This window comes from Dyella silvatica (assembly GCF_026283955.1).
Taxonomy (GTDB): Bacteria; Pseudomonadota; Gammaproteobacteria; order Xanthomonadales; family Rhodanobacteraceae; genus Dyella_C; species Dyella_C silvatica.
In genome coordinates, this window is sequence record NZ_JAPDPE010000003.1 from 1 (window position 1) to 15,509 (window position 15,509).

At 60.9% G+C, this 15,509-nt stretch carries 14 protein-coding genes; 5 read left to right on the forward strand and 9 right to left on the reverse strand.

Annotated elements, in window-relative coordinates; genetic code table 11:
* Window positions 1–144: 144 nt before the first annotated feature.
* From pip to OUZ52_RS01135, 3 genes are all read right to left on the reverse strand, one after another.
* A complete protein-coding gene (gene pip / locus OUZ52_RS01125; RefSeq protein WP_266156462.1) occupies window positions 145–1,095 on the reverse strand; it encodes a prolyl aminopeptidase in 951 nt (316 codons plus the stop codon).
* A 198-nt stretch (window positions 1,096–1,293) separates the two neighbouring features.
* Complete coding sequence (locus tag OUZ52_RS01130) at window positions 1,294–2,148, reverse strand: LysR family transcriptional regulator (protein ID WP_266156463.1); 855 nt, start codon at window positions 2,146–2,148, stop codon at window positions 1,294–1,296.
* Window positions 2,149–2,273: 125 nt separating this feature from the next.
* Window positions 2,274–2,765 (reverse strand): Lrp/AsnC family transcriptional regulator, encoded by a 492-nt coding sequence (locus OUZ52_RS01135; protein WP_266156553.1) that lies wholly within the window; start codon window positions 2,763–2,765, stop codon window positions 2,274–2,276.
* Window positions 2,766–2,888: 123 nt separating this feature from the next.
* On the opposite strand from OUZ52_RS01135, the gene OUZ52_RS01140 reads away from it, so the two are divergent.
* The 3 genes from OUZ52_RS01140 (at window position 2,889) to OUZ52_RS01150 (ending at window position 5,007) form a co-directional block, all read left to right on the forward strand.
* Window positions 2,889–3,818, forward strand: a complete 930-nt coding sequence (locus OUZ52_RS01140; protein ID WP_266156464.1) for a DMT family transporter — start codon at window positions 2,889–2,891, stop codon at window positions 3,816–3,818.
* Between the two features lie 13 nt (window positions 3,819–3,831).
* Window positions 3,832–4,128: a cupin domain-containing protein gene (locus OUZ52_RS01145; protein WP_266156465.1), complete on the forward strand. Its 297-nt coding sequence runs from the start codon at window positions 3,832–3,834 to the stop codon at window positions 4,126–4,128.
* A 195-nt stretch (window positions 4,129–4,323) separates the two neighbouring features.
* Window positions 4,324–5,007, forward strand: a complete 684-nt coding sequence (locus tag OUZ52_RS01150) for a glutathione S-transferase family protein (protein WP_266156466.1) — start codon at window positions 4,324–4,326, stop codon at window positions 5,005–5,007.
* An 82-nt stretch (window positions 5,008–5,089) separates the two neighbouring features.
* On the opposite strand, the gene OUZ52_RS01155 is transcribed toward OUZ52_RS01150, so the two are convergent.
* The 3 genes from OUZ52_RS01155 to ubiE are packed head-to-tail and all read right to left on the reverse strand — an operon-like array spanning window position 5,090 to window position 7,189.
* The gene (locus tag OUZ52_RS01155) at window positions 5,090–5,719 is read right to left on the reverse strand and encodes a glutathione S-transferase family protein (protein WP_266156467.1); all 630 of its coding nucleotides are present in this window, start codon (window positions 5,717–5,719) and stop codon (window positions 5,090–5,092) included.
* Between the two features lie 26 nt (window positions 5,720–5,745).
* Window positions 5,746–6,411 carry a Pr6Pr family membrane protein gene (locus OUZ52_RS01160; RefSeq protein WP_266156468.1) on the reverse strand — a complete coding sequence of 222 codons (666 nt, stop codon included), beginning with the start codon at window positions 6,409–6,411 and terminating at the stop codon, window positions 5,746–5,748.
* A 10-nt stretch (window positions 6,412–6,421) separates the two neighbouring features.
* A complete protein-coding gene (gene ubiE, locus OUZ52_RS01165) occupies window positions 6,422–7,189 on the reverse strand; it encodes a bifunctional demethylmenaquinone methyltransferase/2-methoxy-6-polyprenyl-1,4-benzoquinol methylase UbiE (RefSeq protein WP_266156469.1) in 768 nt (255 codons plus the stop codon).
* Between the two features lie 387 nt (window positions 7,190–7,576).
* On the opposite strand from ubiE, the gene OUZ52_RS01170 reads away from it, so the two are divergent.
* Together OUZ52_RS01170 and OUZ52_RS01175 are read left to right on the forward strand one after the other, a co-directional pair.
* Window positions 7,577–8,107 carry a hypothetical protein gene (locus tag OUZ52_RS01170; RefSeq protein WP_266156470.1) on the forward strand — a complete coding sequence of 177 codons (531 nt, stop codon included), beginning with the start codon at window positions 7,577–7,579 and terminating at the stop codon, window positions 8,105–8,107.
* A 17-nt stretch (window positions 8,108–8,124) separates the two neighbouring features.
* Window positions 8,125–9,792 (forward strand): T6SS phospholipase effector Tle1-like catalytic domain-containing protein, encoded by a 1,668-nt coding sequence (locus OUZ52_RS01175; RefSeq protein WP_266156471.1) that lies wholly within the window; start codon window positions 8,125–8,127, stop codon window positions 9,790–9,792.
* A 144-nt stretch (window positions 9,793–9,936) separates the two neighbouring features.
* Here OUZ52_RS01175 and OUZ52_RS01180 read toward each other — a convergent pair whose 3' ends face one another.
* The 3 genes from OUZ52_RS01180 to OUZ52_RS01190 form a co-directional block, all read right to left on the reverse strand.
* Window positions 9,937–11,289: a metal-dependent hydrolase family protein gene (locus tag OUZ52_RS01180; protein WP_266156472.1), complete on the reverse strand. Its 1,353-nt coding sequence runs from the start codon at window positions 11,287–11,289 to the stop codon at window positions 9,937–9,939.
* 246 nt (window positions 11,290–11,535) lie between these two features.
* Window positions 11,536–14,148, reverse strand: coding sequence for a glycerol-3-phosphate 1-O-acyltransferase PlsB (gene plsB / locus OUZ52_RS01185; protein ID WP_266156473.1), 2,613 nt, complete (start codon window positions 14,146–14,148; stop codon window positions 11,536–11,538).
* Window positions 14,149–14,269: 121 nt separating this feature from the next.
* Window positions 14,270–15,217 carry a hypothetical protein gene (locus tag OUZ52_RS01190; RefSeq protein WP_266156474.1) on the reverse strand — a complete coding sequence of 316 codons (948 nt, stop codon included), beginning with the start codon at window positions 15,215–15,217 and terminating at the stop codon, window positions 14,270–14,272.
* Window positions 15,218–15,509: the final 292 nt, after the last annotated feature.

Below are 15,509 nucleotides of genomic sequence, written 5' to 3' on the forward strand. Positions count from 1 at the left end.
ATGAAGGGTGCTCCGGCGGGAAAGCGCCGAGTATGCCACTGCCGGGAGTGGCAACCGAAGATGCCATTCTTCCCCCCCCCTTGCCTCAGCGAGGGGGGACTTCTTGCGACCCGAAGCGCCGCTTTTCCTTTGCTGCCCGCGCGCTCAGCCGAAACGATCGGCCAGCGCGTCGGTGGCCTGCACCAGCACATCGACAATTGCCGGCTCCGATGCGGCATGGCCGGCCAGCACCACGTGAAAATCCGCTTCGGGCCATTCCGCCGCCAGATCGTAGGCGTTCTTCACCGGGCAGATGATGTCGTAGCGGCCATGCACGATGGTGGTGGGGATATGGCGAATCTTGTGGACATCGCGCAGCAGTTGATTGGGCTCAAGATACGCGCCGTTGCGGAAGTACTGCGCCTCGATGCGCGCCAGGCTCAGGGCGACCTGCGGCGCCTCAAAGGCGGCGACGGTTTCCGGGCTTTCGGCCAGGGTGATGCTGCCACCCTCCCATGCGCCCCAGGCTTTGGCGGCGGCCAGTCGGACCTGTTCGTCCTCGGAGGTCAGGCGCTGCCAAAAGGCTTCCAGCATGTTGCCGTGTTCTTCGACCGGAATCGTCGCGGCATAGCGCTGCCACTTCTCCGGCAAAATCCACGAGGCGCCGCCCTCTTCGTAAAACCAGCGGATCTCTTCCGGGCGGCATAGAAAAATACCGCGGATAACCAGGCCCAGCACGCGCTCAGGATGCTTTTGCGCATAGGCCAGCGCCAGGGTCGAACCCCAGGAGCCGCCAAAGGCCACCCAGCGCTCGATGCCGAGTTTTTCGCGAATGGCTTCGATATCGGCGACCAGATGCCAGGTGGTGTTGTCGCGCAATTCGGCATGCGGGGTGGATTGGCCGGCGCCGCGCTGGTCGAACAACACGATACGGTAGCGCGCCGGATCGAAAAAGCGCCGATGGTAGGTGGCCAGTCCGGCACCTGGGCCACCATGCAGGAAAATCACCGGCAGGCCGTCCGGGTTGCCGCAGTCCTCCACGCGCAAGGTATGAATGGCATCGACTGGAAGATGGTGGGTGCGGTACGGCTCGATCTCGGGATACAGCTCGTGCATGGCGTGGCCTCGAAAAAAACTTGCGCGAGCATAGCAATCATTGTGGGAATCAGGCTCCCTGCATGGCTTTGCTCGGCATCCATTGCCTGATGGAAATCGCGGTTGATTCGGCATCGGGCGGGGCGGACACGCGATAGCCAGGGCGGTCGCCGCAATGGCCGTGCCGCCATGATCGGCTTGGATGATCGTGGCGCAGGTTTAAGCGCTGGCGGCACTCTTCAGCGCCACGGCGAGCGTGCGCAACGCGTGGCGCGAGCGCGGGTCATGCAAGCCGGAGTACAGCACGACCTCATGCGTAGGCAGCGTGGGCAAGGACAAGGCCTCGCTGATGTCGATGGTGCCTGCGGGCGCGGTGCGTCGGGCGATGACCGCGACGGCCAGCCCCGCGGCGGCGGCTGAGCCGACCACGGCCGCGCCTTTGCCGATAAAGACTTCGGTCCAGGGAATGCCGGCCTGGTCCAGCACGCGTACGGCGGCCAGACGGATGCTGCACGTTTCGCCCTGGGTCGCCAAGGGCAGCGGCTGGCCGGAGCGATGCTGCCAATCGGTGGCGGCGATCCAGCCGAAGCTTTCGGCAAACAAGGCCTCGCCGTTGCGGCGTTGCTCCTCCGGTTGCAATACCACGGCGGCGTCGAGGTTGCCTTCCTCGTAAGCTTGCATGACCTCGCGCGAGCCGGCTACGCGCAGCTCGATCAACAGATTCGGATCCTGCTCGCTCATCCGACGCAGCAAGCCAGGTAGTTCGCTGCCGACAATCTGGTGGCTGATGCCAATGACCAGCCGCCGCTGTTCGATCTCAAAGGAGGCAACCGCGCGTTCGTGCGCGCCGACCAGCTCGCGCGCCGAGTCGAGAAACGCGGCGCCTTCCGAAGACAGTCGCACCTGGCGTGGGGTGCGCTCCAGCAAGCGCCGGCCCAGGCGCTCCTCGAGCCGGCGTAGCTTCAGGCTGATCGCCGACTGGGTGCTGTCCAGCGCCTCGGCGGCGCGCGTGAAACTTTGTAAATCGGCAATCAGGACAAAGGCTTTAACAGCATCGAGGTCGAGCGTTTTCATGAGCTAAGCCATTTCATTCTGTGACGACTAAAACATGTCGGTATGTGTTTTCGTGCTGGATGGTAGCGGAGCCGGTTCGATCTGCCCCCTGTCTTCCGCCTGGGTACCGTGCATCCCATGGGTCTTCAGTTTGACCAGGTGCCCGCGGCATTCCACATCGCACGGGTGATGGGCCGGTTTTCATGCGGAGTCTGCAAAACCACCAGGGTGGTCGTGCTGATGCTGGGGTGAATCTTCAGCAGGCGGTCGAGGACCGACTCCAGGTGCGAGATCGACATGGCGACGACATGCAGCAGCGCCGAATCCTCGCCCGCCAGCCGGCGGCAATCGAGCACCTCGGGGATATCCGCCACCAGCGCGCCGATGCGTGCGCAGACCCCGCCATCGCAACGCAGCCGTACCATCGCGTCCAGCGCGAAGCCCAGTTGTTTGGGATTGATGATGGCGCGATAGCCACGAATGACACCGAATTCTTCCAGCCGCTTCACCCGCTCGGCGACGGCCGGCGCGGACAGCCGCACTTTGCGGCCCAGCTCGGCATAACCCATGCGTGCATCCTGTTGCAGCGCCTCGATCAATTGCCAGTCTTTGTTATCCAGCTCGACTTTCGATTCCATCGTCATATGGCCTTATCTTTCGTTTGATCCATAACCAAAATGGCCAGGAGGCCTATGAATCATTATTCACCGGAATAGAGGCCGCGACTACGATGGACGCCTCCCCGCTGTAGGAACGCCCCCATGGAACCCACCGAACGTCTGGATGGTCGAGCGCTAGGGGCCATTGCCGTGGCCTTGCTGACGTGGTCGTCAGCTTATGCCGCGATCGCTTACAGCCTGGCGTCATTCACCCCTGGACAGGTCGCGTTTTCCCGCTTGCTGATTGGCTCGCTGTGTTTTGCCATGCTGCTGATATTCAAGCGCCTGCCGATGCCCCACCGTCGCGATTGGCCGCAGTTGGCCTTGCTGGGCCTGGTGGGTTTGACGGTGTACCACGTCTGTCTTTGTTACGCCGAAACACGCAGTCCCAGCGGTACCGCGGCCATCTTGATCTCGTTAGTGCCTGGCGCGACGGCGGCGGTGTCGGCCATCTGGCTGCGTGAGCGCTTGAGCGGCCGCAAGCTGCTTGGCCTGAGCGTGGCCTTGGCCGGTGTGGTGCTGGTGGTGCTGACGAGTGGCAAGCAGGTCAGTTTCGAGCCGATGGCCGCCCTGGTGCTTGTCTGCGTGCTCGCCTCGGCGATTTACTTCGTCGGCCAGAAGCCGCTGTTCGCGCGCAGCAGCACCATGAGCGTGACCGCGTTTACCTTCTTCGTCGGCACCTTGGGTGCGGCACCTTTTGGCCTCAGTGGTTTAGCCGCCGCCGTGGCTGCCGCGCCTACCTCGCATATCTTAAGTTTGCTCTGGCTTGGGGTGGCGCCGACCTTTATCGGCTACATCGCGTGGAACCTCGCCTTGAAGCGCGCACCTGCCTCGCAGGTCAGCAGCTTTATTTACCTGTCGCCACCGATTGCCGTGTTGATTGGCTGGTTCTGGCTGCACGAGCAGCCCACCTTGCTGACGCTGGCTGGCGGCGTGCTTACCGTGGCCGGTGTGGTGCTGGTCAATGCGCGGCGCCGTGCCGTACCGGTGGTGGCCGCGCCCGCCATGGTGGCCGATGCGGCTTGTAAATAAGGACTTACCCGACGTGACTCACATCAAGTTGATCGAGGCGGCCGGCCAGTTGCCGCAAGCTTGGGCATCGCAATGTATCGGCGCCGTAGGCACGGCCAAGCTCAAACTGATCTGCATGAACGCCACGGCTTACCCTGAAGAGTGTCATGACTATGCCGAAGGCCTGCTAGTGCTTGACGGACACATGATGCTTAGCGTCGAAGGGCAGGCCGTGCGGGTGGGGCGCGGTGAAATGTATCTGGTGCCGGCCGGGGTGCGGCACAGCGTGGATGCGGGCAGCTATGGCACGCTGCTGATTCTCGATGAGTAAGTTGAGCGACTAGCCGCCAGAACATCGCGTGAGCGACTCGCGAGCATGCCCGCGCTGCCGCGATTTTCCCGAACGCGGATGGGCCTGTGCAAGGTCTTCGGCGTGGCGAAAATAGTAGTGAAAAGACGCCTATACGGCTTTTATAAGATGTAGTGACCTTGGCTCGATCGGTTACTCAATTACCCGGAGTGGTCTATGTACGTGCTTCATATTGCCAACAAGAACTACTCGTCCTGGTCGTTGCGGCCGTGGGTGCTATTGAGCGAGCTGGGTATTCCGTTCGATGAGCAACTGTTGCCGTTCGGGGAGGGCTCGAACTGGGCCAGCTTTCGTAGCTTCTCTCCGACCGGGCGGGTGCCTTGCCTGCATGACGGTGAGACGGTCGTATGGGAGTCGATTGCGATCGTCGAATACCTGGCGGAGCGCCATCCTGGCGTTTGGCCGGCGGATCCGTCGGCGCGCGCCTGGGCTCGTTGTGCGGCAGCAGAAATGCATGGCGGTTTCGGCGCGCTGCGCGAGCATTGCTCGATGAGTTGCGGCGTGCGCATCCGCTTGCATGAGATGCCTGCGGCATTGCGTGCGGACATCGCGCGCATCGATGAGCTTTGGAGCGAAGGCCTGGCGCGTTTTGGCGGCCCCTTTCTCGCCGGTGATACGTTTACCGCGGTCGATGCGTTTTATGCGCCGGTCGCGTTTCGCGTGCAGACCTATGGCTTGGAGTTGAGCCGCGAGGCCGCCGCCTATGCCGCGCGTCTGCTCAGCCTGCCCTCCATGGGCCGCTGGCAAGCGGCGTCGCTGGCAGAAACCTGGCGCGACCTGGCGCATGAAGATGAATTAAAACGTGCCGGGACCTGGCTGGAAGATTTGCGCCACGGATAGATAGCCGATGCCTGGATAGACCAGGCATGGGCAGGCCAAACATGGGTAGATCGGGGCAAGAGGCTGTCAGTCCGGCAAAAACTTACCACGCGCTCAAGTCTTCCAGTTCGCAGAGTTTGCTCCAGCTGGGGCGTGCGCGAACCAGATCGGCCAAGTGCTTCAGCGCCGGCCATTCGGTCGCCGGCCGCGGCATGTTGCGCGACCAGCGCATATACATGGTCAGCAATAAATCAGCGGCAGATAGGTTCTTGCCTACGACATAGGGGCCGTGAGCGGCCAGGTGTGCTTGCAGATTGTCCCAGACCGCATGGATTTTCTGCTGCAAGGCCTCACGTTGCGCCGGGGAGTGCTCCGGCGCACCGAGATCCTTGGGGTAAAACCACAGTCGGTACGCCGATGCCAAGGTATTGCTGAGGTAAACCATCCACTGCAGCCAAACGTCGCGTTCCGGGCTGCCCGGCAATGGCGCCAAGCCGGCTTCGGGGTGTCGCTCCGCCAGCATCATCAACAAGGCTGTCGACTCACTGCGCGGCTGGCCGTCAAGGATAAGCGTCGGCACTTTGCCTTGCGGGTTGAGCTTGAGGTAGTCAGGGTTGCGCTGTGCGCCGGCGTCGAAGTCGATGTCCACTAACTGGTAGGGCGCACCGATTTCCAGCAGCGCCTGGTGCACGACCATGCTTGCGGTGCCGGGGGAGTAATAAAGCGTGTACATGAGTCAGGCCTCGAAGAACGGAGAATCTATGTCGTAGGTAGCCGTGCCTGCCAACGCCCCAGGGCGATCAGCAAGACGGCGACGACGACAAAGGCCAGCAACACCGCCAAGCCATCGATCCAGACTTGCGCATAGCCCAGCGCCGACACGTCGAGAAAGGGGTAGGGATACCAGCCGTTGACGGCGCCACGCGCCAGCACATAAAGAAAGTATGCCGCGGGATAAAGCAGCCAGTAGCCGAGTTGCCGCCAATGCAGGTTTTTCTTGGGTACGGCAAACCACCAGTACAACAGGAATAGCACCGGCATGATGTCGTGCAGAATCACATCGGCTACCAGTTGCCAGCCTTCGGGATGCCAGAGCTGGCGCAGCAAGGCGTTGTACAGCGCGCCGACGACAACGATGCTCATCGCGATGCAGGTGTAGACACTTGGCCGTCCAAGGAATCGACTGAGCTGGCCGCGCGGCCCCCATGCGGTGGCGGTCAATGCCAGCGCTACCAGCAGGTTGGTCAGGGTGGTGAAAAAGCCGAAGTAGATCCAGACACCGGCCCACGCACCTTGGCCGCTTTCGTTGGTGATTTGAATCGACAAATAAAGCTGCAACGCCAGCGCCAGCCACTCCAGCAGCGCCGCCGTCGCGGCAAAGGCGCGATAGCGGCTGACAAAGGTGGCGGATGGGATGGCAGACATCCTGGCGCTATTACAGTTTGTAGGCGCGGTGAATGGCCACGATACCGTTGGTGAGATTGCGTACCTCGACGCGACCAAAGCCCGCGCGTTCCATCATGCCTTTAAGCGTTTCTTGATCCGGATGTTTGCGGATCGACTCGGCCAGATACTGGTAACTGTCGGCGTCACCGGCAAACAGCTGGCCGAGCTTGGGTAGCAACTTGAACGAGTGGAAATCGTAAAGCTTGCCGAACAGCTCGCTTTGTACCTTGGAGAACTCCAGCACCAGGGCGCGGCCACCGGGCTTGAGTACGCGACAGATGTCGGCGAGCGCCTTGTCTTTGTCGGTGACGTTGCGCAGGCCGAACGCCATGGTCACGGCATCGAAGCTGTTATCCGGAAACGGCAACACTTCGGCGTTCAGTTGAGCCCAGCGCAAGCCCGAGACCAGGCCGCGGTCAGTCATGCGGTCGCGGCCAACGCCAAGCATGGCTGCGTTGATGTCACCGACGACGACCTCGCCCTGATCGCCGACCACCGGCTTGAGCAGCGCCGCGATATCGCCGGTACCGCCAGCCAGGTCCAGCACGCGGTCGCCGCGGCGTACGCCACTGACGGCGACAAAGTGCCGCTTCCACAAGCGGTGGATGCCGAACGACATCAAGTCGTTCATCAAGTCGTAGCTGCGCGCCACCGAGGTGAACACCTGGCCGACCAGCTTTTGCTTGTCGGCGAGAGGCACATCACGAAAACCGAAGTGGGTGGTCGGGGTCTGGGTGGTCTTGGGCTGGTCGTTCATGCGCGACATGCTACAGCAGGCGCCGCCTGAACTCAGCTGCCGGCATCTCAGGAGGCGGGCGGTCAGGGGGCATTGTTTAAGTGGGCGGCGGTGGATAAGCGCAAACAAACCCGTCCATTCGATAATCGACGATGTATTAAGAAAGGGTTGGTTCGGCCTGGTTTTATTCCCGGGTTAATGCGCGGGCCGTCACAGCTTGGCCATGGTCACGGCGATTAACGAGACGGGTTGCCGGCGCGAGCATTGCTGGGCCTTCATGCCGAACGCTATATTCGGCCTCATTACAGTTACAGGCAGGGTAGCCCGATGTCGACATGGTTTGATCTCCGTCGCACTGTCCTATCGATTACTGTATCCATCTTTCTGATGACAGGATGCCGTCACGCCATGTCTAATCAAGTCGATACCCGAATCGAACCACCCGCACAGACCAATGCTGTTCCGTTGCGGTTTATGGCACATAACTTTGCGGCGCACTGCTACAACACGCAAAGTTGCAGCGTTGTGTACGACAACCATCAATTCACCCGGCCGTATGAAGACAATCCATCCGGCGCGCCGGACGGCCCCGACTACCAGCGTCGTTGGGGCACGGCATCATATCTGGGCGTGAGTAACTTTCCGTCTCCGGCCGAGGTGCGCTGGACGTCGCACGATGGTGTCGCGCATGAGGCCAAGGTGGATATCGGCGACATCTTCAAGAGCGAGCTGATTTGGCACGGCGTGCCTAAAGCAGACATGGCGGATTTTTACGAAGGTCCGGTCGCTGGCGTGCCGAATGTTTTCCTGGAAGTTAACGACCGCACGATTAATGCGTATATGAAGATGCTTGTGCCGACCAAGACGGAACAAATCCCCGGAAATAAATATAGCTATGGCCGCAACGATCTTTTTCTGGCCTGGAGCCATACCTACTAATTCAGGGAGTGAATGACATGAGTGGTAAGGAACCCAAAGAAAAACACAAGCTCGGCGAAGATGGCGTTCTACAAGACGGGGTGTCGTATTACCAGGCCGGCGACGAGAAGCTACGAACCTATCAGGACGCCAGCCAGGCACTGTCGCGCTTTCAGGTGCCGGTGCTGTTTGACGACACCAGGCTGGGCAATAACCAGAGGCCGTGCGATCGACTCTATGTGGCTGCCTTCGATGGCACCAGCAACGATAAAGATAGAGACCCCCTGCATGCGACCAATATTGCCAAGATCGCGGGTCAGATTAGCGCCTCAAACGAAAACAATGGGCACATTCAGGTCGGTTACTTTGCTGGTCCTGGTACCCAAAACAATCCTGCTACGCGCCTCGTCGATAGTGCAAGAGGGCATACCTACGATAAGCGCCTCGAGCAGATGTATAAACAGTTCACCGACCAGGCTTGGGAATGGAAAGAGAAGAATCCCGATGCCGAGATTCGCGTGGCCGCTATCGGCTTCAGCCGTGGCGCGGAACAGGCTGCGGGTTTTGCGCGCCTAGTGCATGAGCGGGGTATCCAAGACCCGACCGGTGCCAGGTACACGTACGGGCTGGACGGGCTGATTACCGATGTGAAGTACAGGAATCCTCCATTGGTCGCCCCGGGGCAAGTGGCTCAGGTCGAGGGTTTGTTTGATGCGGTAGGTACCGGTACACCGTATAACCGTGATCGCCGCCCGCCGCCCTCAGTGATCTCGGGCATCCACATCATTGCCGAGGATGAGCGTCGCAGCACATTCCCGTCTGATCGTATTATCCGTCCGGGTCTGTCGCCCGATGGGCGTTTCCTGGGCCTGACTGTAGCGGGCGCGCATTCGGATATTGGCGGCAGCTACCACCGCGATGGCCTTGCCGTGCGCAACCACAATCTGATGACGGACTATCTCAATGGGTTGAGCAACAGGCCGTTTCTCGTCAAAAACGCCGAGCCGAGCAGTCCGGCCATGAATGTTATACATCGCTCGGAAGAAACCTTTCCGTTCAATTTGGGGCGTAAGGTTGATCGCTCCAAGCCCGAGGGCTATAACGATTTGCTGGTGCCGCCTAGCCTGGCCAAGGCGGTGGATCGTCCCATGCTGGCCGAGCCGCGCGATCCGATCTTGAATGCCCAGTTTTCACGGCGCGCCGTGCTGATCCAGCCGCTGCCGGGAACGATGGTTCAGGAAGCTCAGTCGCAAGAGCCTCGGGGAGCATCAGTGGCAGTCGCCTCGGCATCCTCATCGCCTCTTCTTAGCGATACGCGGCATCCCAGCAACCCGCTATACGAGCAAACCCTGGCGGCGGTGCATCGGCTGGACGCAGGGCTAGGCCGCACGCCGGATGAGAGCAGCAACCGGCTGGCCGCGTCGTTGACCGTCTCCGCACAGAACGCCGGCTTGACCAAGGTCGATCACGTGGTGCTGAGCGAGAAGAATGAACTCGGTCCCTCACGCGCCTTCGCCGTGCAAGGTGCGATGGACTCGCCGTACAAGAAAATAGCCAGCGTGGAAACCGACAAGGCGCTCGACATGACGGTTGAGCAAAGCAGCCGTGCGCTGCGGGCGACGCCGGCGAACCAGGCACAGGCACTGCAACAACCTGCGCCTGTGCCGCAGCAGGGACAGGCGCAGGGCCCGATGCGGGCACCGTAACAGAGTAGGCACGCTTGGCATGCCCATCGGCATGTTCACGTGTTACTGCAAAGACAAGGCCCGGATTTGGCTGTCTAAACTGACTTGTGTGCCAGGAGTGCGCCGAGGTGTATTCCTGGCGCACAGCATCTTGGGCAAGGCGTTTCACAGCGCGGTCGTTTTGCCGCCTTCCTCATAAACCACGCCGTCTTTCATCACGAAGCTGACCCGTTGCATCGCGGTGATGTCGTCGAGTGGGTTGCCCGGCACGGCAATGACATCGGCGCGTCGTCCGGGAGCGATCTGCCCCAGCTCATCTTGCTTATGCAGCAGCTCGGCATTGTGGGTGGTAGCCGCTTGCAGCACATACAGCGGCGGCATGCCGGCTTGCACCATGTATTCGAATTCCTTGCCGTTCTGGCCATGCGGATAAACGGCAGCATCGGTACCGAAGGCGATTTTCACGCCGGCCTTATAAGCCTTGCCGGCGGTGGTCTGAATCAGCGGGCCGACCTGCCTGGCCTTGGCGGCTATTTGCGTTGGGTAATAGCCCGGCTTCTCGGCCATCTCGGCCACGTATTTGCCGGCGATAATGGTGGGCACGTACCAGGTGCCGTGCTGTTTCATCAGCTTCATGTCGTCGTCATTCATGAAGGTGCCGTGTTCGATCGAATCGACACCGGCGAGAACGGCGCGCCGGATCGCTTCGGCACCATGTGCATGTGCGGCCACGGTAAAGCCGTAGTCATGCGCCGCAGTAACGACAGCCTTGATCTCCTCGATGGTCATCTGCGCGTTATCGACACTGGCGCTTTCGTCCAGCACGCCGCCGGAGGGCATGATCTTGATGACGTCGACGCCCTCCTTGTAGTGCTGGCGCACGGCCTTCCAGCCGTCTTCAGGGCTATTGATGATGCCGTCCTTGATGCCGGGATTGCCGGCCAGATCGGCGCGATAGCCGTCGGTGGGATCGGCGTGGCCACCGGTAGAGCCGATCGCTTTACCCGCGGTATAGATGCGTGGGCCGGGCACCAGCCCGGCATTGATCGCATTGCGCAAGGCAATGGATTCGTTATCGTTATCGCCGAGATTTCGCACGCTGGTAAAGCCGGCCAGCAAGGTGCGCCTGGCGTAATTGACGGAGCGGATCGCGTAGTCGGCGGTATTCCAGCGGAACTGATCGGTGTAGCCGGTCGGGCTGGTTTCCATGGTGAGGTGCGTATGCGCATCGATAAGCCCGGGCAGGCAGGTGGCATCCGGCAGATCGCGATAACTGAAGTTGCCGCCGGCTGCGCTGGCCGCCTGCTGGTAGGGTTTCGGGTCGACAGCGCCGGCACGCACTTCCTTGATGCGCCCGCTTTGCACAATCACCGTGCTTTCACCCAGCAATTTGCCGGTGGCTGTATCGAGCAGCCGAGCGCAGTGCAGCAGGCTGACATCGTTGCTGGTCGGGGCGTCGGCGGCGTGAGCGGCCAGGGGTAGTGCGAGCGCGATAACGAAGGCGAGGCGTGCGGACATAAGCATCTTCCATCTTCCTTACGGCGGAGCTGCCATCTTAGTCGCAGCGTGGCTAGACCTACGAGGTGCAAGGCGTTGTAGGGCTTCGCAAGGCTTTAACCCTCCACAACCCTCCCCTGCAGGCAGAGGAGGGGGCTGTAAGCCCGCCGGTGTTTAGCGCCTCCCCCGTGCATGCAGGGGGAGGCTGGGAGGGGGCCTTTACGCAGCCAAGAGGCGTATGGAAAGATCTTGAAGGGCGCAGCCCATTCAATCTTTATGGCCGTGATGCTGCCGGTGCTCAGCCTCGACATGACGGCGATGCAATTCGTCGCTGGTCGACGTTTCGAGCACGACTGGCTGCTCCTCCACGGGATGCGGCCTGGCCGTCTCGGCATCGCCCCCCGAGGTGATTTTCAGAATCGAATGACGGACCTCGCGTGACAGGATGACGCGCGCATCGCGCACCATGCCCTCCAGTACCTGGTCGTAGTCGAGCTTGCCGTCGGCGTCGGTCCAGACCACACGGCTTTCGCGCAGCTTGGAAATAAAACCGCGGAACAGGGCCTTGTCGAAAAACTCAGGTGCCGATAGTTCGTTGAGCAGGCTTAGTCGCTGCGCGGTGAGCGTGCAGGCATTTTCCAGCTCGGCGCCGGTGAGCGTGTGTGGGCCATTTTTAACCAGTGCGGCAATGGTGATGTAGTAGCGCTCGAAGGCCTGGATCAGGCTGCGCGCAATCACTTTGAGCTGATAGGCCGCATCGTCCTGGCCGGGGCCGCGTTCAAGCAGGCGCCCTTCGCCGGTGGATTCGAGCAGGCCACGACGCACAAACAAATCAATGGTCAACTGCAACTGGGCGGCAAAGCCGTCGGCATCCCAGGGCAAGAACAGTTCGCCCTGGATAAACGGGTAAATGATCTTGCCCAACCGCAACACCGAAGCCCGCGACATGCGGCGGTTATTGAGGAAGCAGCAAGCAACCCATGCCGCTGTGGCGGTCAGGTGCAATACGTTGTTGCGGAAGTAGCTGAGCAATACCGCTTGCTCATCTTCGGTGACCAATACATCGCCCAGCGGGTGACGTACGCGGCGGATCCAGGCCATCTGTTCGCCATAGGCGATGATGCCGGCAGGGTCCATCGGGGTCAGCGTGACGCGTTCCGAATACGGCAGCTCTTCCAGCAGTGCTTTCATCAGTTCCAGCTGGGCAAGCAGATCGTTCTCGGCCATCGCGTGCTTGGGCGTGGCCAGCATGGCCAACCCCAGCAGATTGATCGGGTTGACGTCGGCGGCGCGGTTGATATTGATCTGAATGCGTTCGCACAGCTGATCGACCACCCCGTTAATCCACTCGGGTTTGGCGTCGTGATCGGTGGTCGTGGTGCGCCAGTCCGTGCTGGCGGCATCGAGCAGTGGATTCAGCTCGATCGGCTCACCGAAGTTCAGGGCGACATGGCCGTAGCGCTGGCGCAAAACCTTCAAGCCGCGCAACAGTCCGAACAGGGATTCTTTCTCTTTGGGCTTGCCGCTGAGCTCGCCGATATAAGACTTGCCCTCCATCAGCTTTTCGTAGCCGATGTACACCGGTTGAAACAACACCGGCCGGCGTGGCGCGCGCAGAAAAGCGCGCACGGTCATCATCAGCATGCCGGCTCGTGGCGCCAGCAAGCGCCCGGTGCGCGAGCGGCCACCTTCAATGAAGTATTCGATGGGCACGCCGCGATCGATCAACTGCGCCAGGTATTCGTTGAAGACCACTGAGTACAAGGCGTTACCCTTGAAGCTGCGACGCAGAAAGAACGCGCCGCCGCGCCGCAGAATCGGCCCGATACCCGGCAGGTTGAGATTAACTCCGGCGGCGATATGCGGCACCACCACGCCGGCCTTGTGCAGCTGATAGCTGAGCAGCAGGTAGTCGGCATGGCTGCGATGGCATGGCACATACACCACCTCATGTCCCGGCGCGGCGGCGCGGGCTTTATCGAAGTGGTGCATAGCGATGCCGTCGTACAGCTTGTTCCAGAAATTCGACAGCAGAAACGACACCGAGCGCACCACCGGATGCGAATAGTCGGCGGCGATTTCCATCGCCAGCTTCTTTGCCTTGTGCCATGCCTTGGCGTGACTGATGTTTTCCTTGGTCACCGTGGCGGCGATAGCGGCGCGTACCGGTTCGGCGTTGAGTACCGCGTCGACCACGGTGCGGCGATGCGATAGATCGGGGCCGATCACAGCGGCACGGATGCGATGGAAATGTGTGCGCAGTACGCGGGCGATCTTGCGGGCGAAACGCTCCGGCTGGATGTCGCCGGTTTCTTGCAGCGCCGTGCGCAGCGAGACCGGTGCGGAAAAATGCACCACGGTGTCACGGCCATTCAAGAGCAGGGCGAGCAGGCGGCGGAAGCGGCCGACCATGACCCAGTTCTCCGAGAACAGCACGCTGAACCAGCCCGATTCGCGGTTAGGCGCACGGCCGACATAAATCGAGACCGGCACCAGTTGGATGTCGCGCTCGGGCTGACCTTCCAGTGACCGCAGCAATTGGCTCAAAAAATCATTGGGCACGCGATGGCGATTACGCCCGAACAGCCAGCCATCGCGGCGCGTCAATGCAAACATCGACCGTTTGCGGCGCGTGCCGGACAGCAATTGCATCGGGCTGGGCAGGCCGGCTTCGCGGCAGGCGCGGTCCAGAATCAGCGCATCGGAAAAACCATCGCGCTCGATCACATAGCAAACCGGCGTACCGGGCTGCAGCACTGCGGCCGGTTCGGCCGGATCACGCCGCAGACGTACCCAGGGTTGCAGCAGCTGCCCGGCCAGATGGAACCACCACGGTGAGCGGCTGCGTGTAGAGGAATCGAGGGTCGACATATTCTGCATCGGCGGATTGTAACCGTTGCGCTGGTTAGGCTTTTGTTGGAAGTCACGATGCGGGCGGCGGCGGCTTACAGCAGCGGCTCACGCCACTGCTGTAAGCCGGTTCATCGCTGGGGACGGCTTGCTAGATTTTTGCCGCCACCGAGCCGCTGGCTGCCGGTGCCGGGCTGCTGGCAGTGGGGGCGGGAGCGGTCAGGCGCGCATGCGCCTCATGCACGCGGCGCAGCATGTCTTCGCTGTACCAGCGGCCGTCCTGCTGTACGAGTGCATATTCTGTCGATAGAGGTTTGCCGAGCAGGGTGTAATCGATCTTTACCCGGGCGTGGCCGTCCTTGTTTTCGATCGGGGTGACCTTGGCCGAATTCAGGCTGTCATCCAACGACAAGCCATAGATGCCCAAGACCTGCTTCAAGCCGGTAAAGCCGATGGCGTACTTCTGCATGGCGGTGTCGAAATCCATGCTGCGCAGTTCGTCGGCCTTATGAAGATCGAGCTTGCGCGCCGTGGCCACGGCGGCGTTGATCGCCGACTTGGCCTTGTCTTGATTGAACCAGGCGACTTGTTGGGCCCACGGGGCGAGTACGCCGAGGATGTCGTGTGCCTGTTGCTTTTGGGTGTCGCCCATTTGTTTGTCTTGGTCGATGCCCGTCTTGGCGATCTGCTGCACGATGCCAATCATGATCGGCAGCTGGTCTTTGTACTGTTGCTCCATCTGCATCAGCTTAGGTTTGAACTGGGTGTAGAGCTTGGTTTCCGCATCCACTTCGGTGAACTGGCGAATATTGTCGGCGAACTGGGCGCGATCTTGATCGGTAAGTGGTTGTTGGTCAGGGCGTGGCAGCGCCCAGTCACTGCGCACGGTGGCGTACTCGGCAGGCGGCAGCGAATGTTTCCAGAAGCCGGCAAAGTCATCGGCCTTGATCAGGTCGATCGATTGCTGGATAGCGGCTTCGGGCGTTTCGCCGCCGGGTTTGGCGGCTTCCGCTTGGTCTTTGTCTTTGTTGTGGCAGGCAGCGAGTGCCAGCACGGCGACAAACGCAAGCAGCAGGTGGCGTAACGAGTGAAAACGCATCGGGGAATCTCGCGGTAAGTGGCGGTTTGCCAAGCGGGATGAGGTGCAAGAGGGCGAGCGTAAGGGCGGCGACCGCGGCTAAACAAGGGCCGTTAGTCGCATCATCGCCGTTGCCCAAAAAGAAAACCCCGCTGGCGTTGGGCCTCGCGGGGTAATCCGGCAGAGCCGGAAGGGAAATGGCCTTGCCCGCAGAATATTGAGGTCAGCAGGTGTTGGCGCTGGTCATGTTACTGGCTGACCAGAGTTAAGGCAATACTTTATGTTTTGTTATGTAACAACATGATTTTTATAA